This window comes from Kocuria sp. CCUG 69068 (assembly GCF_020833785.1).
Taxonomy (GTDB): Bacteria; Actinomycetota; Actinomycetes; order Actinomycetales; family Micrococcaceae; genus Kocuria; species Kocuria rosea.
In genome coordinates this window covers 23,502-49,065 of sequence record NZ_PDDL01000011.1, presented here as the reverse complement: position 1 = coordinate 49,065, position 25,564 = coordinate 23,502, and the positions used below count along the sequence as shown (strand labels likewise).

Annotated in this window: 18 protein-coding genes and 2 tRNA genes; 6 read left to right on the top strand and 14 right to left on the bottom strand. The window is 74.7% G+C overall.

Features of this window, described 5'->3' with window-relative positions:
• Positions 1-104 precede the first annotated feature (104 nt).
• Positions 105-743: a glycosyltransferase family 2 protein gene (locus tag CRM73_RS03935; protein ID WP_095650895.1), complete on the top strand. Its 639-nt coding sequence runs from the start codon at positions 105-107 to the stop codon at positions 741-743.
• A 25-nt stretch (positions 744-768) separates the two neighbouring features.
• Here the strand turns inward: CRM73_RS03935 and CRM73_RS03930 are convergent, their stop codons facing one another.
• From CRM73_RS03930 to CRM73_RS03915, 4 genes are all read right to left on the bottom strand, one after another.
• Positions 769-1,089 carry a hypothetical protein gene (locus tag CRM73_RS03930; RefSeq protein WP_126349863.1) on the bottom strand — a complete coding sequence of 107 codons (321 nt, stop codon included), beginning with the start codon at positions 1,087-1,089 and terminating at the stop codon, positions 769-771.
• Between the two features lie 59 nt (positions 1,090-1,148).
• Positions 1,149-1,613, bottom strand: coding sequence for a hypothetical protein (locus tag CRM73_RS03925; protein ID WP_035926120.1), 465 nt, complete (start codon positions 1,611-1,613; stop codon positions 1,149-1,151).
• Positions 1,614-1,742: 129 nt separating this feature from the next.
• Positions 1,743-2,726 (bottom strand): NAD(P)H-quinone oxidoreductase, encoded by a 984-nt coding sequence (locus CRM73_RS03920; RefSeq protein ID WP_229586899.1) that lies wholly within the window; start codon positions 2,724-2,726, stop codon positions 1,743-1,745.
• A gap of 108 nt (positions 2,727-2,834) precedes the next feature.
• The gene (locus CRM73_RS03915) at positions 2,835-4,271 is read right to left on the bottom strand and encodes a deoxyribodipyrimidine photo-lyase (protein WP_167590874.1); all 1,437 of its coding nucleotides are present in this window, start codon (positions 4,269-4,271) and stop codon (positions 2,835-2,837) included.
• Positions 4,272-4,366: 95 nt separating this feature from the next.
• On the opposite strand from CRM73_RS03915, the gene CRM73_RS03910 reads away from it, so the two are divergent.
• The 3 genes from CRM73_RS03910 to CRM73_RS03900 all read left to right on the top strand — a co-directional run bounded on the left by CRM73_RS03910 (position 4,367) and on the right by CRM73_RS03900 (position 9,412).
• A tRNA-Ser gene (locus CRM73_RS03910) sits at positions 4,367-4,454 on the top strand.
• Positions 4,455-4,602: 148 nt separating this feature from the next.
• A complete protein-coding gene (locus CRM73_RS03905; protein WP_229586898.1) occupies positions 4,603-6,729 on the top strand; it encodes a bifunctional UDP-sugar hydrolase/5'-nucleotidase in 2,127 nt (708 codons plus the stop codon).
• 55 nt (positions 6,730-6,784) lie between these two features.
• On the top strand, positions 6,785-9,412 hold the full coding sequence (locus CRM73_RS03900) for an ExeM/NucH family extracellular endonuclease (protein WP_229586897.1): 2,628 nt from the start codon (positions 6,785-6,787) through the stop codon (positions 9,410-9,412).
• Positions 9,413-9,452: 40 nt separating this feature from the next.
• Here CRM73_RS03900 and CRM73_RS03895 read toward each other — a convergent pair whose 3' ends face one another.
• The gene (locus CRM73_RS03895) at positions 9,453-11,417 is read right to left on the bottom strand and encodes an FAD/NAD(P)-binding domain-containing protein (RefSeq protein ID WP_170122823.1); all 1,965 of its coding nucleotides are present in this window, start codon (positions 11,415-11,417) and stop codon (positions 9,453-9,455) included.
• 64 nt (positions 11,418-11,481) lie between these two features.
• Between CRM73_RS03895 and CRM73_RS03890 the strand changes: the two genes are divergently transcribed.
• Positions 11,482-13,599, top strand: coding sequence for a prolyl oligopeptidase family protein (locus CRM73_RS03890; protein ID WP_126349858.1), 2,118 nt, complete (start codon positions 11,482-11,484; stop codon positions 13,597-13,599).
• A 13-nt stretch (positions 13,600-13,612) separates the two neighbouring features.
• Here CRM73_RS03890 and CRM73_RS03885 read toward each other — a convergent pair whose 3' ends face one another.
• The 5 genes from CRM73_RS03885 to CRM73_RS19695 form a co-directional block, all read right to left on the bottom strand.
• Positions 13,613-14,023 carry a phage holin family protein gene (locus CRM73_RS03885; protein ID WP_017831991.1) on the bottom strand — a complete coding sequence of 137 codons (411 nt, stop codon included), beginning with the start codon at positions 14,021-14,023 and terminating at the stop codon, positions 13,613-13,615.
• A 12-nt stretch (positions 14,024-14,035) separates the two neighbouring features.
• The gene (locus CRM73_RS03880; RefSeq protein WP_017831992.1) at positions 14,036-14,458 is read right to left on the bottom strand and encodes a spore germination protein GerW family protein; all 423 of its coding nucleotides are present in this window, start codon (positions 14,456-14,458) and stop codon (positions 14,036-14,038) included.
• Between the two features lie 171 nt (positions 14,459-14,629).
• Positions 14,630-14,718 (bottom strand) — tRNA-Ser (locus CRM73_RS03875).
• Positions 14,719-14,780: 62 nt separating this feature from the next.
• Entirely contained in the window at positions 14,781-15,887 is a 1,107-nt protein-coding gene (locus CRM73_RS03870; RefSeq protein WP_229586896.1) for a glycosyltransferase, read from the bottom strand.
• A gap of 5 nt (positions 15,888-15,892) precedes the next feature.
• A complete protein-coding gene (locus CRM73_RS19695) occupies positions 15,893-16,015 on the bottom strand; it encodes a hypothetical protein (RefSeq protein WP_017831994.1) in 123 nt (40 codons plus the stop codon).
• Between the two features lie 107 nt (positions 16,016-16,122).
• Here CRM73_RS19695 and CRM73_RS03865 point away from each other — a divergent pair, with 107 nt between their 5' ends.
• Positions 16,123-17,589 (top strand): lipopolysaccharide biosynthesis protein, encoded by a 1,467-nt coding sequence (locus tag CRM73_RS03865; protein WP_017831995.1) that lies wholly within the window; start codon positions 16,123-16,125, stop codon positions 17,587-17,589.
• Between the two features lie 27 nt (positions 17,590-17,616).
• Here CRM73_RS03865 and CRM73_RS03860 read toward each other — a convergent pair whose 3' ends face one another.
• The 4 genes from CRM73_RS03860 to CRM73_RS03845 all read right to left on the bottom strand — a co-directional run bounded on the left by CRM73_RS03860 (position 17,617) and on the right by CRM73_RS03845 (position 25,511).
• Positions 17,617-19,707 carry an acyltransferase family protein gene (locus CRM73_RS03860; RefSeq protein ID WP_229586895.1) on the bottom strand — a complete coding sequence of 697 codons (2,091 nt, stop codon included), beginning with the start codon at positions 19,705-19,707 and terminating at the stop codon, positions 17,617-17,619.
• Between the two features lie 75 nt (positions 19,708-19,782).
• Positions 19,783-20,877 carry a glycosyltransferase family A protein gene (locus CRM73_RS03855; protein ID WP_229586894.1) on the bottom strand — a complete coding sequence of 365 codons (1,095 nt, stop codon included), beginning with the start codon at positions 20,875-20,877 and terminating at the stop codon, positions 19,783-19,785.
• A 54-nt stretch (positions 20,878-20,931) separates the two neighbouring features.
• Entirely contained in the window at positions 20,932-23,118 is a 2,187-nt protein-coding gene (locus CRM73_RS03850) for an ATP-dependent DNA helicase RecQ (RefSeq protein ID WP_052132875.1), read from the bottom strand.
• 596 nt (positions 23,119-23,714) lie between these two features.
• Complete coding sequence (locus CRM73_RS03845) at positions 23,715-25,511, bottom strand: AMP-binding protein (RefSeq protein ID WP_229586893.1); 1,797 nt, start codon at positions 25,509-25,511, stop codon at positions 23,715-23,717.
• Between the last annotated feature and the right edge of the window lie 53 nt (positions 25,512-25,564).

Genomic DNA, 25,564 nt, shown 5'->3' with positions numbered 1-25,564 from the left:
CTCACGTTGTCACCGAGAACACTCGTTCAGGGGCCGGTCGGGCGCCCCGCCGCAGGGGGACGTCAGCGGCGGGACGCACGCCGGGCACGCCGAGAGAAGTCGTCATGATCGCCGCGATCATTCCCGCCCACGACGACGCGGCCCGCGTCGAGCACGCGGTCGTCTCCCTCCACCGCCAGACCCGTCCGCCGGAGCGCATCCTCGTCATGTCGGACGACTCCACCGACGCCACCGTCGAGGTCGCCCTGCACGCCGGCGCCGAGGTCCTGCTCACCGTCGACAACCGGCACCACCGTGCCGGGGCGCTCAACCAGGCCCTGGACACCGTCCGGATGGAGCCGGACGACCTGGTGCTGGTCCTCGACCCCGGCGTCCGACTGCCACCGGGCTTCCTGGCCCGCGCCCTGGCCGCCCTCCGGGACCGCAACGTGGGCGCCGTCTCCGCCCGGTCCACCGCCGTCGGGGGCCCGGCCGCGCTGATCCGCTGGCAGGCGCTCGAGGACGTCCACCGGTCGTTCGGCCGCTACTGCGACGAGGGCGCCGTGACCGGCCAGACGCGTCTCGCCCTCGACCTGGAGGCCGTCGGCTGGCGCCTCAGCCCGCCGCTGGAGGCCGAGGAGGACGGGCCCGTCCCGGTCGAGCACCTCGCGCCCGTCCCGGCGGAGCACGCCGTCCCCGCCCCGGTCGAGCGCGTCGTGCCCGTCCCGATCGAGGTCCTGCGGGCGGAGCCGGCGGCCGCGTGATCCGCCGCCCGGCCCGCCGGGACGCTCAGTCGCGGGCGGTGCGGCCCACGAGGACGGCCGCCGCGCCCGCGAGGACCGTGGTGGTCAGGCAGCCGATCGGCAGGGGCAGGCAGCAACCGCCCACCGTGACGTTCGTGCCCCGGCGCGTCCGGGTGGAGTACCCGGGGAAGGGGAGCATCCGGAAGCCGGAACGGCGGCCGTACCCCCCGCCCCGGCGGCCGGGCAGGTCGTAGCCCGGGCCGAAGCGGCCGGGGCCTCCGCGGCCGGGTCGGCCGAGGGGCGAGCGGGACCAGCGGGCGTCGAACTCGCCGTCGGCCGCGCGGTAGTCGTATCCGGAGGGGTTCATGCCGCCCATCAAACCATCAGCAGGCTGTCGGGTCCACCCCGTCGCCGCCGGGAACGGGCTCAGCCGCGGCGCAGCAGCTCCTCGGCGCGCTCCACGTGCTCCCGCACCGCCTCGGCCCGGCGGACGACCGCGTCCAGCCGGTGGGCGGACGACTCCTCGTCGGCCCGCACGAACCGGGCCATGGTGAGGGCCTCCGCCGCCTGGGCCATCGCGTTGCCGGCCCGGGAGAGCTCACGGTGGACGTCGTTGAGGTAGCCGCCCGCGGAGGCCGGGATGTCGTGGCTGCTGCTCGGCGCCGTGCGCTGCGCCGCCGCGCACACGGCCCGCACCTCCGGCAGCAGATCGGCGAGCGCGTTGGCGGTGGGCACCACGGACTGCGCGAGCGTCTTGTCCGGGAGGCTCTCGAGGATCTGGTGGAAGCGGTCCAGACCCCGGCGGAACCGGTCGTGGGCGCGGCGCCACACGCCCAGACCGAGCTCGGCCTCGTCACGGCGAGCGGCGCGGTAGTCGCGCAGGAATGCCACGGGCGGTCCTTTCGAGTGGAGACAGTCCATCCTACGGCGGCCCGGCCCGCCCTCCGTGCGCGCGGAGGGCGGGCCGGGCCCGGCGACGGGCCGGGACCGGGCCGTCCGCGGCCGTGCCGAGGGGTGCGCTCAGGGGACGAGCAGGACCTTGCCGATGTGCGTGCCGGAGTCGAAGTACTCGTGGGCCCGCGCGACCTCGTCCAGGGGGAAGGTGCGGTCCACGACCGGGCGGACGGCGCCGGACTCGACGTGGGGCCACACGTGCTTCCGCACGGCGGCCATGATGCGGGTCTTCTCCGCCACGGGCCGCGGGCGCAGCGTGGTGCCGATCACGGCGGCCCGCTTGGCCATGAGCTTGCCGAGGTCCAGCTCCCCCGTGCGTCCGCCCTGGGTGGCGATGACCGCGATCCGGCCGTTGGTGGCCAGCGCGTCCAGGTTGCGCCCCAGGTAGGAGCCGCCCACGACGTCGAGCACGATGTCGGCGCCGTGCCCGTCCGTGAGCTCCCGCACGCGCGCCACGAAGTCCTCCTGCCGGTAGTCGATCGCCTCGGCGCCGAGCCGCCGTGCAGCCTCGGCCTTCTCCGGGCTGCCGACCGTGGTGAGCACGCGCAGGCCGAGGGCCCGGCACATCTGGAGGGCGTTGGTGCCGATCCCGCCGGTGCCGCCGTGTACCAGGACCGTCTCGCCCTCGCGGGCGGCGGCGGCCATGAAGACGTTGGAGAACACCGTGGCGCACACCTCCGGCAGGCCGGCGGCGGCGGCGAGGTCCACCCCGGCGGGCGCGGGCAGGACCTGGCCGGCCGGGACGACGACCTCCTCGGCGTAGCCCCCGGAGTCCAGGAGGGCGACGACCTCGGCGCCGGGGGCGAACCCGGAGACGGCCGGCACCTCGGGGCCGAGCTCCTGCACCGTGCCCGAGACCTCGAGGCCGAAGACGGTCGACGCCCCGGGCGGGACCGGGTACCGGCCCAGGCGCTGCATGACGTCCGCCCGGTTGATCCCGGCGGCCCGGACCCGGATCCGCACCCCGTCGGGCGTGAGCTCCGGGGCGGGGACCTCGGCGACGGCGAGGACCTCCGGTCCGCCGGGGGTGGTCTCGAGCACTGCGCGCATGGTGGGGCCTTCCGGTCGGGGGCGACGGTCGCTCCCATTGTGTCGCGGGGCGGGCACCCGGTCACCCGGCGTCGGCCCGTGGCGAACAGGGGGACGCCGGCGCCGCCCTCAGCGGATCGAGGCGTAGGCGTCGAGGGCGCGTCCGCGGCTGGCCGGCAGGTCCACGACCGGCTCGGGGTAGCCCACCGACGGGCCGAGCAGACCGGGCTCGTGCGGGTCCACGCCCTCGTCGCCGGCCAGCTCGGGGATCCAGCGGCGGATGTAGCGGGCCTCGGGGTCGAATTTCCGGCCCTGGGTCAGCGGGTTGAAGATCCGGAAGAACGGGCTCGCGTCCGCGCCGGAGCCCGCGACCCACTGCCAGTTCCCGGGCCCGCTCGCCGGCTCGGCGTCCACGAGCGTCTCCCAGAACCACTGCTCCCCCACCCGCCAGTCGACCAGCAGGTTCTTGGTGAGCAGGGACCCGGCGACCATCCGGACCCGGTTGTGCATCCACCCCGTGGCCCGCAGCTGCCGCATGCCCGCGTCCACGAGCGGGAAGCCGGTGCGCCCCTCCTGCCAGGCCCGGACGTCGCCGGCCGCCTCCGCCGCGTCCCGCCACGGGAACGCGTCGAAGGCCGGGCGGACGTGGCGCACGTGCAGGTCCGGCACCTGGTGGAGCAGGTGCCAGTTGAACTCCCGCCAGCCCAGCTCGGCCAGGAACTTCTCCAGCCCCGGGCTGCTCCCCTGCTCGGACCGGTGCCGGACGGCCGCGTCCCAGACCGCGAACGGGCTGATCTCGCCCCACCGCAGGTGCGGGGAGAGCCGGCTGGTGCCGTCCCGGTCGGGCCGGTCGTGGCCCTCGGCGTAGTCCTCGACGCGGTCCAGGAAGTCGTCCAGCCGCTCCCACGCGGCCGCCTCCCCGGGCGTCCACACCGCGGCCAGCCCGGCCGCGCGCTCCGGGGACGGCACCAGGTCCCAGTCGACCTGGTCCTCGGTGCCGGCGGCCGCCGCCACCTCCGCGGCGGCCCCCCGACCCGGCCCGGGCACGGGGAGCGGCTGCCGGATCTCCAGCGCCCGGAGCGCCTTCCAGAAGGGGGTGAACACCTTGTACGGGCCGCCGGCGCCGGTGCGCAGGGTCCACGGCTCGTGCAGCAGCGCGGCCTGGAACGAGTGCGCCTCCACCCCGTGCTCGGCGCACCACTGCTTCACTCCGGCGTCCACGGCGAGCTCGGGCCCGCCGTAGCGGCGGTTCCACGTGATGCCGCCCGCCCCCGTGCGCTCGAGGACCTCGGGGAGCACGGTCCCGGCGGGGCCGCGGCGCAGCACCAGGGGGATGCCCAGCTCCCGGAGCGACTCCCGCAGGGACCGCAGCGACCCGTCCAGCCACCACTTCGCGGCCGCGCCGAGGGGCCGGACCCCCTCGGACTCCTCGTCCAGGACGCAGAGGGCGACCACCGCGCCGCGCCGGCACGCGGCGTCGAGGGCGGGGTGGTCCGTGACGCGCAGATCGTCCCGGAACCACACGATCGTCGTCGTCCCGCGGTCGGGGCTCTCGGGTGCGTCCACGCGCTCACCCTACCGGGGCTTTGGCGGCGTTCCGGGCGCCGTGGAAGAATGGGCTGCGCGCTCCGCCGCCCCCGCCGGGGACCGGGCGGGCGCGGGGAAGGTTGTCCGAGCGGCCTAAGGAGCCGGTCTTGAAAACCGGTGTGCGGTGACCCCGTACCAAGGGTTCAAATCCCTTACCTTCCGCCTCCGCACGAGGCCCCCACCGCGAACCGGCCGGTGGGGGCCCCGTCCCGTCCCGGGGCCGGAGAAATGTCGCGGTGTCGTGGTCCGCCGTTCACCTCCGCGTGCTGAAATGGGGACAACGCACCGCCGCATCCCCCGGAGGACCCCCATGGCGCCCCAGAAGCACCGTCCTGCCCTGCTCGCCGCGCTCGCCGCCGGCGCCGTGGTCACCTCGACCGGTCTGGTCCTCCCCGCGGCGTCCGCCCAGGGGACGGCGCCCCCGGCGGCACCGGGCGCGGGGGCGACCGCGGCCGGGGAGACGGCCGTCGAGCTGCTCTACTTCAACGACTACCACGGCCGGCTCTCCTCCGACCCCCTCCTCTTCGCGGGCGCGATCGAGCAGCTGCGCGCGGAGAACGAGGACGGCACGCTGCTGCTGTCCGGCGGGGACAACGTGGGCGCCTCCGAATACGTCTCGGCCGTGCAGCAGGACGACCCCACGCTCGACGTGCTCGACGCGCTCGAGCTCGACGCCTCCGCCGTGGGCAACCACGAGTTCGACCGGGGTGCGGACGACCTGACCGGCCGCATCACCGAGCGCGCCGGCTTCCCCTACCTGGCGGCCAACGTCACCGGCCCGGACGGCGAGCTCGTCACCGAGGCGTCCGCGACGTTCGACGTCGAGGGCGTGCGCGTGGGCGTGGTCGGCGCCGTCACCCAGCAGACCGCCACGCTCGTCTCGCCCGGCGCGATCGAGGGCATCACCTTCGGCGACCCCGTCGAGGCCGTCAACGCCGAGGCCGAGCGGCTCGAGGCGGACGGGGCCGACGTCGTGGTGGCCGTCTACCACGAGGGCGCCGCCGACGCGGCCGACGCCCTCGGCGACCGGCTGGTGACCGGCACCAGCGCGACCGTGGACGTGGTGCTCAACGGGCACACCCACCAGGTCTACGACGAGGGCGTCGACGTGGACGGCGACGGCGACCTCGACCGCGCGGTCCTGCAGGCCGGCTCGTACGGCGGCAGCCTCGGGCGGATCTCCCTGAGCTACGACGAGGCCGCCGACGACGTCGACCTCACCACCGGCGTGCTGGCCGTCGACGAGGTCGTCACCGCGACCGAGGAGGAGCTGGTCGCCCGGTATCCGCGCGTCGCGGAGGTCGCCGGGATCGTCGCGGACGCCGAGGCGGTGGCCCTGGAGCGGGGCAGCACCCCGGTCGGCGAGATCACCGGGGACATCACCACCGCCTACGGTCTGCGGGACGGCGTGCAGGCCCGCGACGACCGCGGCGCCGAGTCGAGCCTCGGCAACCTGGTCGCCGAGTCCATCCGCGACAGCCTGGACGAGTCGGACGGCGTGCAGATCGGCCTCATCAACCCCGGCGGCCTGCGCGCCGACCTCCTCTGGGCGGACGACCCCGGCCAGGCCATCGACGGCGAGCGCGACGGCGTGGTGACGGAGTCCGAGGCCAACCAGGTGCTGCCCTTCGCCAACAACCTCACCACCGTGACCCTCACCGGCGAGCAGTTCGAGCGGGTCCTCGAGCAGCAGTGGCAGCCCGAGGGATCGTCCCGGCCGTACCTGCAGCTGGGGCTGTCCGAGAACGTGTCCTACACCTTCGACGCCGCCCGCCCGGCCGGGGACCGGATCACCTCGATCACGGTCGACGGGCAGCCCGTCGACCCGGCCGCCGAGTACGTGATCGGCTCGGTGTCCTTCCTGGTGGAGGGCGGCGACAACTTCACCGCCCTGACCGAGGGCACCGACGTCACCGACACCGGCCGGATCGACCGCGACGCCTGGATGGAGTACCTCGCCGCCAACAGCCCGCTGTCCCCCGAGTTCGACCGCCGGTCCGTGGCGCTGACCGGGGCCGCCGCGGACGGCTGCACCGTGACCTTCGACGTCTCTTCCCTGGACATGACCTCCTTGGGCGCATCGGAGAACACCTCGCTGAGCGTGCGCGCGGGCGACCCGGACGGCACTGAACTCGGCACGGCACCGGTCACCGACGGCACGACCTCGGTCAGCCTCGACACGACCGGCCTGGCCGACGACGCCGCCGTGTGGCTGGTCGCCGAGCCGTCCGGCACGCAGGTCCGCGTGCCGGAGGCTGTCCTGGACCTGCCCACCGACTGCGCCACCGAGCCGGAGCCCACCGACAGGCCGACCCAGCCGCAGAAACCCGGCACGGGCCACTCCGGCGAGCGCCCCGGCCAGGGCGAGCCCGGCCGGGGCGCCTGGAAGCACGGCTCCGAGCGGGCCCACCAGGTCCTCAGCCGTCTCTTCGGCTGAGCCCCGATCGTTCTCTCCCCTTCTCCCCCTGCCCCCACTGAAGGAACTCCCCACCGTGAACAAGCTGTTCTCCCTGCCCCTGAGCGGGGCTCTGGCCGCGGCCCTGCTCGCCGTGCCGCTGACCGTGCCCGTGCACGCCGCCCTGGACGGGGCGAACGTGGTCATCAACGAGGCCTACACCAACGGCGGCTCGGCCAACGCCGTCTACACCCACAAGTTCGTCGAGCTCTACAACCCCACGGTCCAGCCGGTGGACCTCACCGGCTGGACCCTGCAGTACCGCTCCGCGTCCGGCACCGGAACCGTCACCAGCACGGTGGCGCTGTCCGGGACCATCGCCCCGGGCGGCTACTTCCTGGTCCAGGGCGGGTCCAACGCGGGCAGCGGTGCCGCGTTGCCCGCCCCCGACCTCGCCACCTCGTTCAACCCGGCGGGCGTCTCCGGGACGATCGTGCTCTCCGACGGCGAGCAGCCCCTGGCCGCCCCCACTGGCTCGGTGACCGGTACCGACGGGCTCGTGGACCTGCTCGGCTACGGCACCTCCAACACCTACGAGACCGCGCCCGCCACTGGCCCGTCGGCGAATGCGGACCCGAAGTCCATGACCCGCGCCGACGGCGTGGACACCGACGACAACTCCGCCGATTTCACCGCCACGACCGCGGTGACCCCGCAGAACTCCGGTGGCAGCGGGGGCGAGCCCGCCCCCGAACCGGTCCCCGAGCCGAGCCCGGAGCCCGCCGCCCCGCCGGTGGAGCTGGCGATCCGGGACATCCAGGGCACCGGCGACGTCTCCCCCAGGGCCGGACAGGCCGTGACCACCCGCGGCGTGGTCACCGCCGTCTACGCCACCGGCGGGCTCAACGGCTGGTACCTCCAGACCCCTGGCACCGGTGGCGACCTGGACACCGCCGCCCACGACGCCTCCGACGGCGTCTTCGTGTACTCCCCCTCGGCCGTGGTGAACGTGGAGCTCGGCCAGTACGTCGAGGTCACCGGGACGGTCGCCGAGTACCACGGACAGACCCAGATCAGCGTGCACCCGGAGGGGGTCACGGTCCTCGACGAGGCCGCCGAGGCGGTCGAGCCCGCCGCCGTCGGCTGGCCCACGGACGAGGCGGAGCGCGAGGACCTCGAGGGCATGCTGCTCAACCCGGCCGGTGAGTTCGTGATCACCGACAACTACGCCCTGAACGGCTACGGCGAGATCGGCCTGGCGGCCGGCACCACCCCGCTCGTGCAGCCCACCGCCGTGGGCGCGCCCGGCTCGCCCGAGGCCGCCGCGCAGGCCGCCGACAACGAGGCCCGGGGCCTCCTGCTCGACGACGGCGCCACGACCAACTACGGCAACTTCGCCAACGCCTCGGTCCCCCTCCCCTACCTCTCTCCCACGACCCCGATGCGGATCGGCGCGCCCGTGGACTTCGTGGCGCCCGTGGTGCTCGGCTACTCGTTCGACGAGTGGCGCCTCCAGCCCACGACCCGGGTGACCGGGGAGAGCGCCGAGGACGCCCCCGTGGTCGCCGAGAACACCCGCACCGCCGCCCCCGAGGACGTCGGCGGGACCGTGCAGCTGGCCACGTTCAACGTGCTGAACTACTTCACCACCACCGGCGACGAGCTGACCGGCTGCACCTACTACACGGACCGTGCCGGGGACCCGGTCTCGGTGCGCGGAGGCTGCGACGCCCGCGGGGCGGCCGAGCAGGAGGACCTGGAGCGCCAGCAGGCCAAGATCGTCGCCGCGATCAACGCCCTGGACGCCGAGGTCGTCTCCCTGGAGGAGATCGAGAACTCCGCGAAGTTCGGCAAGGACCGGGACCAGGCCCTGTCCGACCTGGTCGAGGCCCTCAACACCGCCGCCGGCTCCGAGGTCTGGGCGTACGTGCCGTCACCGGCCGAGCGACCCGCCGTCGAGGACGAGGACGTCATCCGCACCGCGTTCATCTACCAGCCGGCCGCACTCGAGACCGTGGGCGAGTCCGTGATCCTGGACGACGAGGAGAACTTCGACAACGCCCGCGAGCCGCTGGCCCAGACGTTCCGCCCCGCCGGCGGGGACGCGGGCGGCGACTTCACGGTGGTCGTCAACCACTTCAAGTCCAAGGGCTCCGCCCCCTCCACCGGCCCCAATGCGGACGCCGGGGACGGCGCCGGGGCCTGGAACGCCGACCGCACCGCCCAGGCCCGGGCCCTGGTGGCCTTCGCCGAGCGGCTGAAGTCCACGCAGGGCACCGACCGGGTGTTCCTGACCGGCGACTTCAACTCCTACGACCAGGAGGACCCGATGCGGGTCCTGCACGAGGCCGGCTACACGAACCTCGCGCCGGCGGGCGAGCACTCCTACGCCTTCGGCGGGATGGTCGGCTCCCTCGACCACGTCCTGGCCTCTCCGGCCGCGGCCGGGATCGTCACGGGCTCGGACATCTGGGAGATCAACGCCCACGAGTCCGTGGGCCTGGAGTACAGCCGGCACAACCACAACGTGGTCGACCTCTACGCGGCCGACCCGTACCGGGCCTCCGACCACAACCCGGAGATCATCGGCCTGGCCCCCGCCGGCGCCGAGCCCGCCGGCCCGCAGAAGCCGGGCAGGGGCAACTCCGGCGAGCACCCCGGCAAGGGCCTCCGGGAGCACGCCGACGACCGGGCCCGCGAGGTCCTGCACCGCCGCCTCGGCTGACCCGGCCGCGGCGCGCCGGCCGGCCCCGGTGCCCCCGGGGTCAGTCACGTGCCGGGGCCGGGCCCAGCACCGCCGCGGCGATGCGGTCGGCGTCCGCCAGGGTCCGGGCACCCAGCTCCGCGGACGCCCCGGCCTCCGCGGCGATCGCCACGCCCCACTGGACGGCCGAGAGCTGCAGGCCGAGCACGAGGACGCCGGGCTCCACGCCGCCGTCGACGCGCACGGCCCGGTACGGGGGCCGGGTGACGTCCAGCCCGGTGCCGGGCACGGTCGCGACGCCGTCCCGGGTCTCCATGGCCCGGACCCGCACCAGGCCCTCCCGGTGCATCGCGGACAGCAGCGGGGAGATGTTGCGCCGGACGTCGTTGGGCGGGGACATGGCCTCCACGAGGTGTTCGGCGCGGAAGGGCTCGTCCTTGACCCAGGGGGAGCTCGCCACGAACCGGCCCTCCTCCTCGTCCACGAGGAACTGCGGGTCCGGGCCCAGGAAGCGCACCACGCCGGCACGGGCCAGCGCCGCCAGCTGCTGGTTCCGCAGCACCGGCGGCCCGGAGGCGAGCCCCTCCACGAAGGGCTCGAACGTGCGCCGCAGCTCGTCGGTCCAGGAGGCGTCGCTGATCCCGAGGTCCGCCAGCACGGCCTTGAGCACGGTGCGCGCGGCGTTGAGCGAGGCGACGGCCATCTGCAGCGGGTCGTCCTCGCCGGCCAGCGCGCCGTGCACGTCCCGGTCCAGGTGGTGGACCAGGGCCGCCGCGTACTCGTCGTGGGAGCCGAAGCTGAGCCCCTCGAAGGGGCGGGCCAGCCGGAGGGCGTTGAGCTGCCGTCCCGGGACCACCGCGGACGCGATGAGCCGCTCGGCCCGGGAGGTCCAGGGCCCCTCGGGGTGGTCGTCGCCGGTGCCGAGCACGGCGTCGAAGCGCGCCAGGAACTCCTGCGGGTCGGTCTCGAAGGCGTCCGGGGCGGTCCGCGCCAGGACGGAGTAGTAGTTCCACTGGGCGTCCTTGCGGATCAGCGGATAGAGGTCCGTCTCGAAGGACAGCGGTCCCTCCGCCCGCGCCGCGAGCGCCCGCACGGCGTCGAGGGTGAAGAACCGGGTGACGAGGGAGCCGGCGTAGTAGCCCTCGAGCACCGCCTTGGAGCGGTACGGGGCGCCGCGGCGGGAGCCGGCCACGATCACGGGCTCCCGCCCCGAGGGGTGGTAGACGTAGCGCTCCCCGTCCTGGGTGTAGATCCCGCCGCGGCCCTCGGTGACCTGGGCCAGGACGTCGCAGAAGTTCAGGCCCATGCCGCGCACCAGCACGGTGCGCCCGGCGGGCAGGTCGTCCCAGTGCACGTCGGCGGGCACGGCGGGCGGCCAGTAGGTCAGCCCGAGCTCGGCGGCGCCGTCCACGAGCTCCCGCTGGTCGGGGCGCAGGTCGGCGTCGAGGTGGCCCAGGGCGAGCACCACGGCGTCCGCCGGGAGGTTCTGCCCGCCGCTGATCTCCACGTCGTAGCGGTGCCGGGCGTGCTCCCGCACGTGCACGCCCACGGCCTCGGCCCGGTGCACGGCGAGCTGCACGGTGGCGGGGAGGGCGTCCTGCAGCGTGCGGAAGATCCAGGAGAGGTAGACCCCGTACATCCGCCGGGACGGATAGGACTGGGGCGTCATCCGGGTCAGGTGCGCGGCGTCGTCGGGGTCCACGGCGATGGTCCCCGCCACGGCGGCGAGCCGCCAGTGCTCGAAGCTCATGTTCCGCAGCGGCTCGAGCGGGTCCACGGGCAGCACGCCGTCGTCGGCGATCACCGTGGGGAACACCGAGGGCGTGTTCATGAGGTACAGCGGGGACTGGTTCGTCCGCCACACGTGCCCCGGACCGGGCGGGAAGGGGTCGACGACGTCGATGCGCACCCGGGCGCCCGAGGCCGCGGCGCGGGCCGCGAGCCGCTCCACGGCCGAGAGCCCGCGCGGGCCCGCCCCGATCACCGTGACCCGTCGTTCGGAACCTGGCCTGCCCGTTGCGCTCATGGCCCTCAGGATATCGACCCGCCCGCCGGGCCACGGGCACGGGGCTGCGCCTACGATGGCGGACATGACCGAGACCGCGCAGACCGCCGCCCGCCCGACCGCCGAGCAGCCGCACGACGAGAACCTGTGGCTGGAGGAGATTACGGGGGACGCGCCCCTGGAGTGGGTCGCCGGGCAGAACGCCCGCACCCTGGCGGCGCTCGAGAGCCCGCGGCTGCGCCGCCTCGAGGCCGACGTGCTCGCGGTCATGGACTCGACCGAGCGGATCCCCATGGTCGCCAAGCACGGGCCGCACTACTACAACTTCTGGCGCGACGCCGAGCACCCCCGCGGCGTCTTCCGCCGCACCACGTGGGAGTCCTGGCTCGGCGGGGACACCGAGTGGGAGGTCCTGCTCGACGTCGACGCGCTGGCCGCCGTGGAGGGCGTCGACTGGGTCTGGGGCGGGGCCCGGCTGCTGCGCCCGCAGTACACCGGCGGGCGGCACCGGCGGGCGCTGCTCAGCCTCTCCCCCGACGGCGGCGACGCGAAGCGGGTGCGCGAGTTCGACCTCGACGAGCGCCGGTTCGTGCCTGGCGGCTTCGACGTCCCCACGGCGAAGTCCACCGTGACGTGGGTGGACGCCGACACCCTGCACGTGGGCACCGACTTCGGCCCCGGCTCGATGACCACCTCCTCCTACCCCCGCACCGTGCGCGTCCTGCGACGCGGGCAGGACCTCGCCGAGGCCCGGCAGGTGTTCGAGGTGGCCGAGGACCACGTGCAGGCGGTGCTCGTGCGGGACCACACCCCGGGCTTCGTCCGGGACGTGGCCGTGGACGTGGTCGACTTCTTCGCCTCCCGGACCTACCTGGTGCGGGAGGAGGAGCTCGTGCACGTCGACGTCCCCGACTCGGTGACGGTGGACCTGCACCGTCAGTGGCTGCTGCTGCGCCCGCAGGAGGAGCTCGAGCTGGACGGGACCGTGCACCCGGCCGGGTCCCTGCTCGTGGCCGAGCTCGAGGCGTTCCTGGCCGGGGACCGCTCCGTGACCGCCGTGTTCGTCCCGGACGCGCGCACGTCGCTGCAGTCCTGGTCCTGGACGGCCGACCGGCTGATCCTCAACCTGCTGCGGGACGTCTCCTCGGTGGTCCGCGTCGCCGAGCCGGGCCCCTGGACCTCGTCCGAGCTGCCCGGGGCGCCGGCCCTGCACAGCGTGGACGCCTACGCCGTCGACGACGAGGACCCGGAGGCGGGCAACGACTACTGGCTCGTGGCGACCGGCTTCCTCACCCCGACCACCGTGTCCCGCGGCACCCTCCCGGCCCGCGGCGGGGTGACGGCCCCGCCGCGGGTGGCGAGGACCGCCCCCGCGTTCTTCGACACGACCGGGCTCTCGGTCGAGCAGCACTTCGCGGTCTCGGCGGACGGCACCCGGGTGCCCTACTTCCAGGTGGGCCCCGCCGACCCGGTCCTCGACGGGCGGAACCCGACGCTGCTCTCCGGCTATGGCGGCTTCGAGGTCTCCCGGACCCCCGCCTACTCCGGGGCCCTCGGGCGGTCCTGGCTGACCCGCACCGACGACGCCGGGCGGTCCGGGGTCTACGTCCTCGCCAACATCCGCGGCGGCGGCGAGTACGGCCCCGCGTGGCACCGGGCCGCCCTGCAGGGGAACCGGCACCGGGCGTACGAGGACTTCGCGGCCGTCGCCGCGGACCTGCAGAACCGCGGGGTGTGCACCCGGGGAACGCTCGCGTGCTCGGGCGGCTCCAACGGCGGGCTGCTCGTGGGCAACATGCTCACCGGGCACCCCGAATTGTTCGGGGCGATCTCCTGCGGGGTGCCGCTGCTGGACATGCGCCGCTACACGAAGCTGTCCGCGGGCTACTCCTGGATCGCGGAGTACGGCGACCCGGACGACCCGGAGCAGTGGGAGTCCGTCCGCACGTTCTCGCCGTACCACCTGCTGGAGGAGGGGCGGGACTACCCGGACGTCCTGTTCTGGACCGCCACGAGCGACGACCGCGTGGGCCCCGTCCAGGCGCGCAAGGCCGCCGCGCGGATGCTCGGCATGGGCTACGAGAACGTGTGGTTCTACGAGGCCACCGAGGGCGGGCACGCGGGCGCGGGCGACAACAAGCAGGCCGCCCGCCTGCACGCGCTGTCCCACGAGTTCCTCTGGACGGCGCTGCACCGGGGCTGAGCCCCGGCGCGGGTCAGCGGCGCTCGCGGTCCGGGACGGCCCAGCCCATCAGGAGGGACACCACCCCGATGATCAGGGTGGCGAGCACCGCCGTCCAGAGGAAGGAGTCGATCTCGAGCCGCAGCGGCGTGAAGGAGCTCAGCCAGGACGTCAGCCACAGCATCGCCGCGTTGACCACGATGGCGAACAGGCCCAGCGTGAGGCAGGTGATCGGCAGGGACAGGATCGTCAGCACGGGCCGCACGACCGCGTTCACGGCGCCGAAGACCAGGCCGACGAACAGGTAGGCCAGGACCGACGCCGTGGTCTCGCCCCCGACGGCCGAGACGACGGACGGGTCCGCCGCGATGCCCATCCCGGGCAGGATCCAGGCGGCCACCCAGATGGCGAGCGCGTTGACGAGGACACGGAGCAGGAAGGACATGGCCCCATCCTGTCAGGAACGGCGGGTGACGGCGGCCCAGCCCACGAGCGCGGCCGCGCCGCACAGCGCCAGGCCCAGGGTGAGGGCGATCCGCCCCGCGTCCACGGCGGGCCGCCACGTGACGCTGTCCCCCCGGACCACGTACACCCCGGCCGGCTCGGCGTGCACGCCGTAGCCCACGCCCGATCCGCTGCCCGAGCTGTCCTTCTCCTCGCCCGAGCCCCCGCCACCGCCGCCCCAGCCCCTGACGCGGGCCACGGGCACGACCGTGGTGCCGTACGCCTCGTACGCCTCGCCGAAGACCCGGCGCACCGTCACGGCGTCGACGGCCTCCTCGAGGACGGAGCGGTCCGTGAGCCCGGCGCGCCAGGCGGGGGCGGGGCGGGGCGCACCGGGTGCGGCGGGCGTGGTCTGCGGACGGTCCTGCTCCGGCATGGTGGCCTCCTGGGCTCGGGCGCCGGCGGCGCGCTGAGCCCCAGTCTAGGAAGCCGCCGGCCCCCGGTCACGGGGCGGCCGCAGATGACGGGCCCGGGCGCGGGCTCGGAACGCGAAACACCCCGGACCGCGGGTCCGGGGTGTTTCCGACGTCCTGGGACGTCACGAGCGCGGAGACGGGGGGATTTGAACCCCCGGTCGAGTTTAACCCCGACCCTTCATTAGCAGTGAAGTCCATTCGGCCGCTCTGGCACGTCTCCATCCGTGGCCCACCACGCGGGTGGACAACACGGGCCAGCTTAAGGGAGGACCGGGCACGGGGTCAAAGCCGACGGCGTCCGTGCCGCCCGGCGAGCACCGAGCGGTAGAGCCGGTCGAGGTCCGCCCCGATCCGCTCGGACCCGTAGACGGAGCGGATCTCCGCCGCCATGGCCTCCGGGCCCAGCAGGCCGGGATCCGCCACGACGTCGAGCACGGCGCCGCCGAAGGCCTCAGGGGTGCGCTCGGCCACGAGGCGCCCGTTGTCCGGGTGCACGAAGTCACCCTGCCCGCCGAGGGCGCCCATGACCACCGGCCGGCCCGCGGCGAGGGCCTCGGCCGCCGCCACGCAGAACGTCTCGGACCGGCTGGGCAGCAGGAACACGTCGGCGGCGGCCAGGCGCCGCTGCACCTCGTCCGCCCCCACGCTGCCGAGGAGCTGCACGCGCTCCCCCACCCCGAGCCGGCGCGCCCGCTCCCGGACCTCCTGCTCGAGGCCGCCGGAGCCGCACCAGGTGAGGCGGACGTCGTGGCCGGCGGCGCGCAGCCACGCCACGGTGTCCACGGCCAGGAGAGGGTCCTTGATCTCGCGCAGGGCGCCGACCGCGACGAGCTCCAGGGTGTGCCCCCGCGGCGGGTCCGTGACGTGCGCGGCGTGGTCGACCACGTTGCCGATCCGCTCCACCCGCTCGGCCGGCGCGAAGCGGCGCAGCACGTCGCACATCATGGTGCTCACGCCGGTGACGCGGTCCGGGACGCGCAGGATCCGGCGGCTCCCGGCTAGGAGCCGCCACACGGGCCCGTTCTGCTCGGGGGTGAGCACGCCGTTCCAGTGCTCCGTGTGCACCCACGGGCGGCGTCCTGCGAGCGGCAGGCAGACGAGCGCCGCCGAGAAGGGCATGGTGTGCAGGACGTCCGCCCCGGTCAGGTGGCGGCGGAGCGCGGCGTACGCCCGCAGCAGCGTGAGCGGGCGCAGGGGGTGGAAGGGCAGCCGGAGCACCGGCACCCCGTCCCACTCCTCCGGGACGGCCGGCCCGGTGCGCAGCAGCCGCAGGTGCAGCACCCGGACGTCGTGGTGGCGGGCGGCGGCGCGCACGTGCCGGGGGACGAACGGCGTCTCCCCGGGGCGCTCCCCCGACGGGTACCAGGTGCTGACGACGAGCACGCGCACGGCGCTCAGCCCTTCCCCGCGCCGGTGCGGCCGGGGACGGCGTCGGGCGCGGCGTCGGACGGGGGGCCGGACGCGGTGCCTGACGCGGTGCCGGAGACGGTGCTGGACGGGGTGGGGGCGGCGATCATGGTGCCACCCTATCGGCGGGGCCACGGCCGGGGCGGTCCGGGGACCGCGCCGGGGCGCGAGTAGACTCGGGCGCGATGACCAGCCCAGCCCCCGGGTCGGCCGCCTGATGTCCCGGCTGCGCTCGATCCTCTTCCCGCCGCCCAACCACGCGAACACCGACAACCCCCTGGGGTCGGCGTTCGCGCTGACCGTGGTGGCCGTGTTCGTCCAGGGGCTGTCCCGCTTCGGCTACAGCGTCCTGGTGGGCAACCTGCTGGGCCAGGAGGCGCTCGCCGAGGTCAACCTGACGATCTCGCTGGCCCTCTTCCTCGTCCTGCTGTGGCCCCAGGCCTCGGGCACGGGGGCCGCCAAGTTCATCGCGATGGCCCGGGGCCGCCAGGACCCCGAGGGGCAGGCGGCGACGGCCTCCTTCACCGCGAGCAGCGCGTCCGCGGGCATGGCGCTGCTGTCCGTCTCGGCGGTGCTCTACGCCGCGTTCGCGCTCGAGCTCTCCTGGGGCTTCGCGCTCTCGGCGGGCCTGCTCGTGCTCTCCCTGTCGGCCTACAACTTCGTGCGCGGCGTCCGCACGGGCAACAACCAGTTCGTGACCACGACGGCGTGGGACACCATCAGCTCGTTCCTCACCCTCACCCTGCTGCTGCTGGTCCTGCTCGCCGGCTGGCACTGGGTCCTGCTGCTGCCCCTGATCCTCGGCTACACGGTCTACGCGCTGCCCTCCTGGCCCCGCCGCACCGGGGCGCGCCTCGACCCGGCGGTGCGCCGGGAGATCCTGGTCTTCACCGCGTGGGGATCGGCCCACCTGCTGGCGGCGAGCGGTCTGATGCAGCTGTCCCTGGTGATCGGCGACAGCTTCGCCACGAAGGCGGAGGTCGGCCTCTACGCCGCCGCGGTGTCCCTGGCCACCCCCGCCAGCATGCTGTCCGGGGCGATGCTCACCGCGCTGTCCCCCAGCGTGGCCCGGATGTACGCCGCCGGGGACACCGCGGGCCTGACCCGGCAGGTGGACACGATCCTGCGGACGATGGTCACGGTGTTCCTGCCGGTCTTCGGCGTGGGCGCCCTGTGGGCGGAGCCGGTGCTCCGGGTGGTCTACTTCGGGGACCCCGAGTTCGCGGAGGCCGAGCCGCTGCTGGTCCTGCTGTTCCTGGCCGTCTCGGCGACCAGCTTCAACGCCGCGAACGCCCGGCTCAACGGCACCGAGCCCTGGGGGGTCAAGGTGCTCGCCGCCGCCAACGGCCTGGGTCTGGTCGTGGGCGTGGTGACGATGCTCCTGCTGGGCCCGGAGCTCGGCATCACCGCCTCCGCGGTGGGATACCTCGTGGGCTCGCTGCTGAGCGCGGTGCTGCCGCTGCTGGTGGTCTGGCGGCTCGACCGGATGCGGTGGGGCACGGTCCTGCTGCGGATCGTGGCCGGCTACGCGATGATCCTGGTCGCGCTGCAGGTGCTCGGCCCCGACTTCCGGGTGCTGCCGGCGCTCGGGGCGACCGCCGTGTTCCTCGCGGTCTGGGCCGGGCTCAGCGCCCGGGACCTGCGGCCGGCCCTGCGCGCCGCGGGCGCCCGGCTCCGCCGCTGAGCACGCCCCCGCCCACCCGGCCCCCGCTCACCCGGCGGGCCGGGCCCGCTGCCCGAACTGCCGGTCGAACTGCTCCGCGAAGGCCGGGACCATCGTGACCACGTAGTCGCGGGGCATGTGGTTGTCGTCCATGTAGACCCAGCGGTTGCCGATCCGGGACGGGCACGTGCCGTCGGGGCAGATCCAGTCGCTCATGTCGAGGCTGACGAAGTTCCCGTGCCGCCCCGTCAGCGCGTCGGCCGGGTTCTGCGGGGCCAGCTTCTGCGCCCGCGGCGGGTTGCACCGCTCGGCGTCCGGGCCGTCCTGGTCGATGCAGGTGACCATGTTGAAGGGGAACCGCGGGTTGTCCCGGATCCCGACCACCGTGATGCCCCGCTCGCCGAGGTCCGCCAGGACCTGGGCGAGCCCGGGGGCGATCTGCTCGCCGGGCCCCTCGTCGGCGGTCACGGTGGACGTGGTGAGCACGACGTCGATCCCGTGGTCCTCGATGTACCGGTCGGTGAGCCCGATCAGCTCCTGGCACTCGGTGTTGTCGGTGGTCTCCACGGGCTGGAACCGGCAGGCGCCGCGGATGACGGAGACCAGGTTCCAGCCGCGGTCCTCGGCGACGCGCTGGAACGCCGGCAGCCACTGCTCGGCGTGGGAGTTGCCGATCACCATGGCGTCGATCTCGGCGTCCGGGTCGACCGGCAGGGTCGAGCAGGCCACCTTGTAGCCGTCGAACCACTCCTCCGTCGCGGCGTCGCAGGACTCCGGCAGCTCGGACCACTGCCCCTCGCGGACCAGCGGGTTCGGGATCGTGGGCACCTGCGGGTCCTGCTCCCAGGCGAGGTCCCCGGTCAGCACCGCGGCCCCCGGGTTCTCGAGCGCGGCCTGCTCCGCGGCCTCCTGGGCGTGCCGGTCGAGGACCAGCCGCGCCCCGGAGGCGGGGACCAGCACGAGGGCCACGCACAGCACCACGAGGCCGAGCTGGTGCAGGCTCGCGCGGGGTCCGGTGCGGGGCCGGAGGGGCCGCTCGACGAGCCGGTGCACCAGCACGCCCAGCACGATGCTCCCCAGGAGGATGAGCAGCCCGTGCCCCAGCGTGGCCTTGGCGCGGTCCGTGACCACCAGGTAGGTGACGAGCACCGGCCAGTGCACCAGGTAGACGGCGTAGGACGCCTCGCCCAGGACCAGCAGGGGCCGGCGGCTGAGCAGGGCGTCGGCCCCGCGGGGGTCGCCGGTGTGCCCGGCCAGGATCACCAGGGCCGCCCCGGTCAGCGGCCAGAGCGCCGCCCAGCCCGGGAAGGAGCCCTGGACGTCGAGGACGAGTCCGCACACGGCGATGGCCACGAGCCCGGTCCAGCCCAGGAGGAGGCGCAGCGCGCCCGGCAGGGTGACGCCGCGCAGCACGGCCAGGGCCAGCAGGGAGCCGAGGGCGAACTCCCACAGCCGGGCGCGGGTGTCGAAGTAGGCGAAGGCCTGCTCGCTGCTCGTGGAGACCACCGAGAAGGCGAAGGAGGCGAGGAAGACGGCGCTGAACACGCCGGTGGCCACCGTGGTGACGGTCCACCGGGTGCGCTCGGCGATCAGCCCGCACAGCGCGAGGAGCAGTGGCCACAGCAGGAACACCTGGCCCTGCACGGACAGGGACCAGAAGTGCTGGAACGGGCTGGCCCCGGAGGTGTCCGCGGCGTAGTAGTCGACCGCGTTGAGGGCGAGCACCCAGTTCTGGGAGTACAGCACCGTGGCCGCCGCCTCCTCGATCGCGGCGTACCAGCGGTCGGACGGGAACAGGAGCCGCACCACGACGAGAGTGCCCAGGACCGTGACGACGACGGGGGGCAGCAGCCGCGAGAACGTCCTGGTCCAGTAGCGGCCCAGCTGCGGCCCCTTCCCGGCCTCGAGCCGCCGGACGAAGGAGAGCGTCATGAGGAACGCCGAGATGAACAGGAAGACGTCCACCCCGCCCGAGACCCCGCCGATCCACACGTGGTAGACGGCGACCAGGAGGACGGCCACGGTGCGCAGCCCCTGGACCTCGGGGCGGAAGCGGTGGGCGGGGGCGGAGGCGCCCGCCGGGGGCGCGGTGCTGTTCGCGACCCCGGGGGAAGGGTCGGCGGGGAGGAGGCGGCTCATGGAGTTCTCTCGTCGGGCGGGGGGTCGGACGACTGGCTCGGCACCATTGTCACACTGGACGGTGGCGTCTCCCGGTCACACCAGCAGGGACGCGGCCATGAACCGCAGGGGGGCCTCGCGGTGCAGGACCCTGCGCGGGTCCCGGGTGAGCAGGGTGCTGGGCCAGCCGAAGCGGCGACGGGCGTTGTCCACCCGGAGGATGGCCTCCGCCGTCGCCCCCCGCCGGACGACGAGGTCCAGGACCTCCCGGTCCGCGCGGGAGAGCACGGTGAGCGCGCGGGGGGCGCGCGTGCCGACCAGTGCGAGCAGGCCGCGCACCTGGTCCGCGTCCTCCGGGGTCCAGCGCCCGGCCGCCGTCCGGGCGCGCACGGCGCCGAAGACCTGGACCCGGAGGATCTTGGCGGCGATCGCCGTCCGCTGCTCCACGGACAGCCCGGCGTACCAGGAGCCGCCGAGCAGGTCGGTCGCCGCGGCGAGGTCGTCCGTCAGGGGCCGGGGCGCGGCACTGATCCGGTCGGCGGCCCCCTCCCGCAGGAGGTAGCCGGCGCCGCGGGGCGCGAGGTCGACCCGCCCGTCGCCGAACCAGGCCCGGGCCACCAGCTCCTGGTCCTCCCCGGTGGCGTACCGGCCGTTGAAGCGGACCCCGCGGTCCACCAGGAGCTCCCGGCGGAGCAGCCCGAAGACGTGGGTCCGGTAGGCGAGCCGGTCCTTGACCGGGTCGAGGTCCGCGCGGCGGAAGGGCCGCGGCACGGGGGTGCGCACCGGCCGGCCGGAGTCCTTGACCAGCCGCGGGAGCACCGCCGCCGAGCCGTGGCGTTCGGCGGTCGCCGTCCAGGCCGCGAGGGCCCCGGGGGCGAGGGTGTCGTCACTGTCCACGAAGGACACGTACCGGGCGCGGGAGCGCTCGAGGGCCAGGTTGCGGGGCCCGGCCGGGTTGCCGGTGCCGTCGAAGCACTCCACCAGCTCCACGAGCGGCCGGTGCTCCGCCGCGAGGCGGTCGCGGATCAGTGCCGCCTCGACGTTGTGGCACACCACCGTGATGTGCACCCCGCCGTGGTCGCCGACCGGGAGCCCCCCGGCCAGCACGGAGCCGACGGCCCGGTCCACGGGCCGGGCGGTGGTGTGCACCGGGATGATGACGTCGACGAGCGGCGCGGGGGCAGGGGACACGCAGGCCAGCGTACAAGACCGCGCCGGGCCCGGCCGCCCGGCGCGGTCCGCGCCTCAGCCCTGGGAGGCCAGGACGAACGGCAGCACGGGTCCGGACCCGGCCCGGCGCAGCGCGCGGGCGGCCACGGCGAGCGTCCAGCGGCTGTCCACGAGATCGTCGACCAGCAGCACCGGGCGCCCGCCCAGCCGGTCCAGCCCCTCCGCGAGCTCGGGGGGCACCCGGAACTTCTCCCACAGGGCCGCGAGGCGGTACGCGCTGTTGCCGCCGTGCCCGCCGGACGGGAAGCCCTCGGGGACCTCGAGCTCCCCCAGATAGGGCAGGTGCCCGACCTCGGCCATGCCCTCCGCCAGGGAGCGCACGAGCCGGGGGCGCGAGCGGGACGGGATCGAGACGACGGCCGCGGGCCGGTCCGACCAGCGCCACTCGGCGAGCACCTGGACGCACGCCCGGCCGAGGGCGGGGTCCACCGGTCCGTCGACCGGCGCGCCCTCCTCGTCGGTGCGGAACACCTCGCGCAGCCGGTTGCCCCAGCCGAGGTCCGTGAGCCGGGCGAGTGCCCGGCCCTCGGCGCAGCGCTCCTCCTCGGGGATCCGGCCCTTGACCTCGACCCCGAGGCGCGGCATCCCGGTGGGCCACTGGGCGCGCGGCTCCACCACGACGCCCACCCGGGTCAGGGCGGCGCCCGCGGAGTCGGTGGCGGACTCGTCGACGGTCGTGGGGTACCAGGGGCCGGCGCAGCTGTCGCAGCGCCCGCAGGGCTCGGCCGTGGCGTCGTCGAGCTGCCGGGCGAGGAACTCCATGCGGCACCCGGTGGTGCGCTCGTACTCGAGCATGGCGTTCTGCTCGGCCACCCGTGCCGCGGCGATCCGACCGTAGCGCTCGGCGTCGTAGCGCCACGGCACGCCCGTGCTCTGCCAGCCGCCCTGCACGCGCTCCACCGCGCCCTCGACGGCGAGCACCTTCAGGAGCAGCTCGAGCGGGCTGCGCCGGACGTCCACGCGGGACTCCAGCACGGCCACGGACAGGGCGCCGCCCGCGGCCCCCAGCTCGTCCAGGACGGCGGCGGCCTTCTGCTCGGTGGGCATCGACGAGGTGGCGAAGTACTCCCAGATCCGGCGGTCCTCGGTGCCCGGCAGCAGCAGGACGTCCGCGTTGTCCGTGGCGCGGCCCGCACGGCCCACCTGCTGGTAGTAGGCCACGGGCGAGGACGGCGCCCCCAGGTGCACCACGAAGCCGAGGTCCGGCTTGTCGAAGCCCATCCCGAGCGCGGAGGTGGCCACGAGGGCCTTGACCCTGTTCTCCTTGAGGGCGGCCTCGAGCTCCTCGCGCTCGCCCTGGTCGGTGCGCCCGGTGTAGGCGCGCACGGGGATCCCGGCGTCGGCGAGCGCCTGGGCCGTGTCCTCGGCGGCCCCCACGGTCAGCGCGTAGATGATCCCGCTGCCCGGGAGGGACCCGACGTGCTCGAGCAGCCAGGCGAGGCGGGCCGTGGCCGAGGGCAGGTCCAGCACGCCGAGGCGCAGGGACGCCCGGGAGAGCGGGCCGCGGAGGGTGAAGACCTCCCCCGTGCTGCTGCCGCCGGGCCGCACGCCCAGCTGCTCCTCGACGTCGGCGACCACGCGCTCGTTCGCGGTGGCGGTCGTGGCCAGGACGGGGACCTGCTCCGGGAGCCGGGCGATGAGGTCGCGGATGCGCCGGTAGTCGGGGCGGAAGTCGTGGCCCCAGTCGGAGATGCAGTGCGCCTCGTCCACCACGAGCAGCCCGAGCCGGGCGACCAGCTGCGGCAGCTGCTGCTCGCGGAACACGGGGTTGTTGAGCCGCTCCGGGGAGACCAGCAGGACGTCGAGCTCGTCGGCCTCCAGCTGCGCGGCGATCTGCCCCCACTCGGTGGCGTTGGCGGAGTTGATGGCCGCCGCCCGGACCCCGGCGCGGGCGGCGGCGGAGACCTGGTCCCGCATGAGGGCCAGCAGCGGGGAGACGATCAGGGTGGGCCCGCGGCCCCGGGCCCGCAGGAGCAGGGCGGAGAGGAAGTAGACCGCGGACTTGCCCCAGCCGGTCCGCTGCACCACCAGGGCCCGCCGGCCGCGCCCCACGAGGGCCTCGACCGCCTCGAACTGCCCGGGGTGGAAGGCGGCGTCCGGCCGGCCGGTGAGCGCGCGCAGCAGGTGGAGCGCGTCCTCGTGCAGGGCCGGGTCCGGCGCGGTGTCGTGGGCGGCGATGTCGTGGGCCGGGGAAGTCGTCATGGCCCCAGTCTTCCAGGGCCCCCCGACGCCGCCCGACCGGAGGGCGGGGCGTGCAGTGGCGACGGGGCCCGGACAGAGCGATGCGCCCGCTGCCCATCCGTCGAACGGATGGCCCCCGCAGCGGGCGCATCGACCGGCCTGGCGGCCGGTGGCGAGCAGAGACTCGCCTGGCGGGAGTACCGCCCCCCAGCGGTGCTCCCATTCGGTTCACCCCCCGATGAACCGGTTGCACCGGCACCCCCCGATGCCTGCGTGCACGCGGCCCATCCCCCGATGAACCGCAGTCGATCCGCCCCCCGGCGGATCGGTTGGTTCCGCCCCATCGGGTGAACCAATTGGCACCATGGTGGCAGGGTTTCTGCGACCTGTCACGGACCGTGAAGTCACATTCGATCCGGGGGACACTCAAGCAGATTCATCTATTTGCACTAGTCAACAGAGGGTTCTGTGGCGGCTTTTCGCTACCGGTGGGTATTCGGGGGGCGGCGGGCGTGGCACGAAGTGGGGACATCCGGCGCCCCCGGCGTCCCCCGTTGGGCGCACGCCGGGCGCCGTGCGCGGCGTCACATTGCAGGACCGCGTCCCGGGCACGGCGCTCAGCCGCGCAGCCCCGGGAAGTCGGCCTCCGTGTACTCGACGCCGTACCCGTCGGCCCCGGGCGCCGCGGCGCCGGAGCGGTCCGCGGCCTCCTCCCGCTCGCGCAGCACCACCCGGCGGATCTTGCCGGAGATCGTCTTGGGCAGGTCCGTGAACTCCACCCGGCGCACCCGCTTGTAGGGGGCGAGGTTCTCCCGGGCGAAGCGCAGGATCTCCCCGGCGAGCTCCCGGGTGGGCTCCGCGCCGGCGGCGAGCACCAGGTAGGCCTTCGGCACCGCGTGCCGGACCGGGTCCGGCGCCGGGACCACGGCGGCCTCGGCCACCGCGGGGTGCTCGATGAGCACGGACTCCAGCTCGAACGGGGAGATCCGGTAGTCGGAGGCCTTGAACACGTCGTCGGTGCGGCCCACGTACGTGTAGACGCCGTGCTCGTCGCGGCGGGCGATGTCGCGCGTGTGGTACCAGCCGTCCTTGACGACCTCGGCCGTGCGCTCGGGCTCGTCGATGTAGCCGGCCATGATCCCGGGCGGGTCGTCGTCGACCTTCAGGCAGATCTCCCCCTCCTCGGCGGGTGCGCCCGTCTGCGGGTCGAAGAGGTCGACGACGAAGCCCGGCAGGGGCCGGCCCATGGCCCCCGGCACCACCGGCTGCCCGGGGGTGTTGGCGATCTGCAGCGTGGTCTCCGTCTGCCCGTAGCCGTCCCGGATGGTCACGCCCCAGGCGTCCTGCACCCGGCGGATCACCTCGGGGTTGAGCGGCTCGCCGGCGGAGACTGCGGACGTCGGCGGGTCCTGCACGCGGTGCAGGTCCGCCTGGATGAGCATCCGCCACACCGTGGGCGGCGCGCAGAAGCTCGTCACCCCGGCCCGGCCCATCTGCTCCAGGAGACCCGCCGCGTCGAAGCGGGACTGGTTGTAGATGAAAACGGTGGCCTCCGCGATCCACGGGGCGAAGAAGTTGGACCACGAGTGCTTGCCCCATCCCGGCGAGGCGATGTTCAGGTGGACGTCCCCGGGGCGCAGGCCCATCCAGTAGACCGTGGACAGGTGCCCGAAGGAGTAGGAGGCGTGGGTGTGCTCCACGAGCTTGGCCTGGGACGTGGTGCCGGAGGTGAAGTACAGCAGCAGGGGGTCGCGGGAGCGCGTGACGCCCTCCGGGACGAAGACGGGGTCCGCGGCCGCGGCCTGCTCGTACGGGTGCACGGGACGGCCGGGCAGCTGTGCGCGCGCCGCCTCCACCTCCGCGGCGGCACCGACGACGACGAGCTCGTAGTCGCCGTCGACGCCCGCGAACTTGGGGGCGTTGGCGGCGTCCGTGACGACCCACGAGACCTTGCCGCGCTGCACCCGGTCCAGCAGGTCGGCCGGCGGCATCATCACGGCGGTCGGGATCAGGGGCGCGCCCAGCTTCATGCCGGCGAGCTGGGTCTCCCACAGCTCGAGCTGGTTGCCGAGCATGAGCAGCACGCGGTCGCCGCGCCGCACCCCCAGGCCCCGCAGCCAGTTCGCGGTGCGCGCCGAGGACCCGGCGAGCTCCCGGAAGGTCCGCCGGAGCTCCGTGCCGTCCTCCTCGACGATCCACAGCGCGTCCCGGGCCCCGCGCTCCGGGTCCCGGGCGACGTGGTCGAACCAGTCCAGGGCGTAGTTGAAGTGCTCCATCCGGGGCCAGCGGAACTCCTCGCGGGCCCGGTCGTAGTCCTCGCGCAGCGCCAGGACGCGGTCCCGTGCCGCCTCGTACTGCTCGGAGACGCCGGGGGCGGCGTCGGACGTCGCACTGGTGGGGACCGGCTCGGCCATCGGGGACCTCCATGGTTGTCGCTGCGGGCCGGACGGAACCGTCCGGCGGGCCA

Bases quoted from the DNA above. Each gene is read 5' to 3' on its own strand.
- CRM73_RS03935 (WP_095650895.1), top strand. From the start codon at position 105: ATGATCGCCGCGATCATTCCCGCCCACGACGACGCGGCCCGCGTCGAG.
- CRM73_RS03930 (WP_126349863.1), bottom strand. From the start codon at position 1,089: ATGAACCCCTCCGGATACGACTACCGCGCGGCCGACGGCGAGTTCGAC.
- CRM73_RS03920 (WP_229586899.1), bottom strand. From the start codon at position 2,726: ATGCGCGCAGTGCTCGAGACCACCCCCGGCGGACCGGAGGTCCTCGCC.
- CRM73_RS03905 (WP_229586898.1), top strand. From the start codon at position 4,603: ATGGCGCCCCAGAAGCACCGTCCTGCCCTGCTCGCCGCGCTCGCCGCC.
- CRM73_RS03895 (WP_170122823.1), bottom strand. From the start codon at position 11,417: ATGAGCGCAACGGGCAGGCCAGGTTCCGAACGACGGGTCACGGTGATC.
- CRM73_RS03890 (WP_126349858.1), top strand. From the start codon at position 11,482: ATGACCGAGACCGCGCAGACCGCCGCCCGCCCGACCGCCGAGCAGCCG.
- CRM73_RS03885 (WP_017831991.1), bottom strand. From the start codon at position 14,023: ATGTCCTTCCTGCTCCGTGTCCTCGTCAACGCGCTCGCCATCTGGGTG.
- CRM73_RS03880 (WP_017831992.1), bottom strand. From the start codon at position 14,458: ATGCCGGAGCAGGACCGTCCGCAGACCACGCCCGCCGCACCCGGTGCG.
- CRM73_RS19695 (WP_017831994.1), bottom strand. From the start codon at position 16,015: ATGATCGCCGCCCCCACCCCGTCCAGCACCGTCTCCGGCACCGCGTCA.
- CRM73_RS03865 (WP_017831995.1), top strand. From the start codon at position 16,123: ATGTCCCGGCTGCGCTCGATCCTCTTCCCGCCGCCCAACCACGCGAAC.
- CRM73_RS03860 (WP_229586895.1), bottom strand. From the start codon at position 19,707: ATGAGCCGCCTCCTCCCCGCCGACCCTTCCCCCGGGGTCGCGAACAGC.
- CRM73_RS03850 (WP_052132875.1), bottom strand. From the start codon at position 23,118: ATGACGACTTCCCCGGCCCACGACATCGCCGCCCACGACACCGCGCCG.
- CRM73_RS03845 (WP_229586893.1), bottom strand. From the start codon at position 25,511: ATGGCCGAGCCGGTCCCCACCAGTGCGACGTCCGACGCCGCCCCCGGC.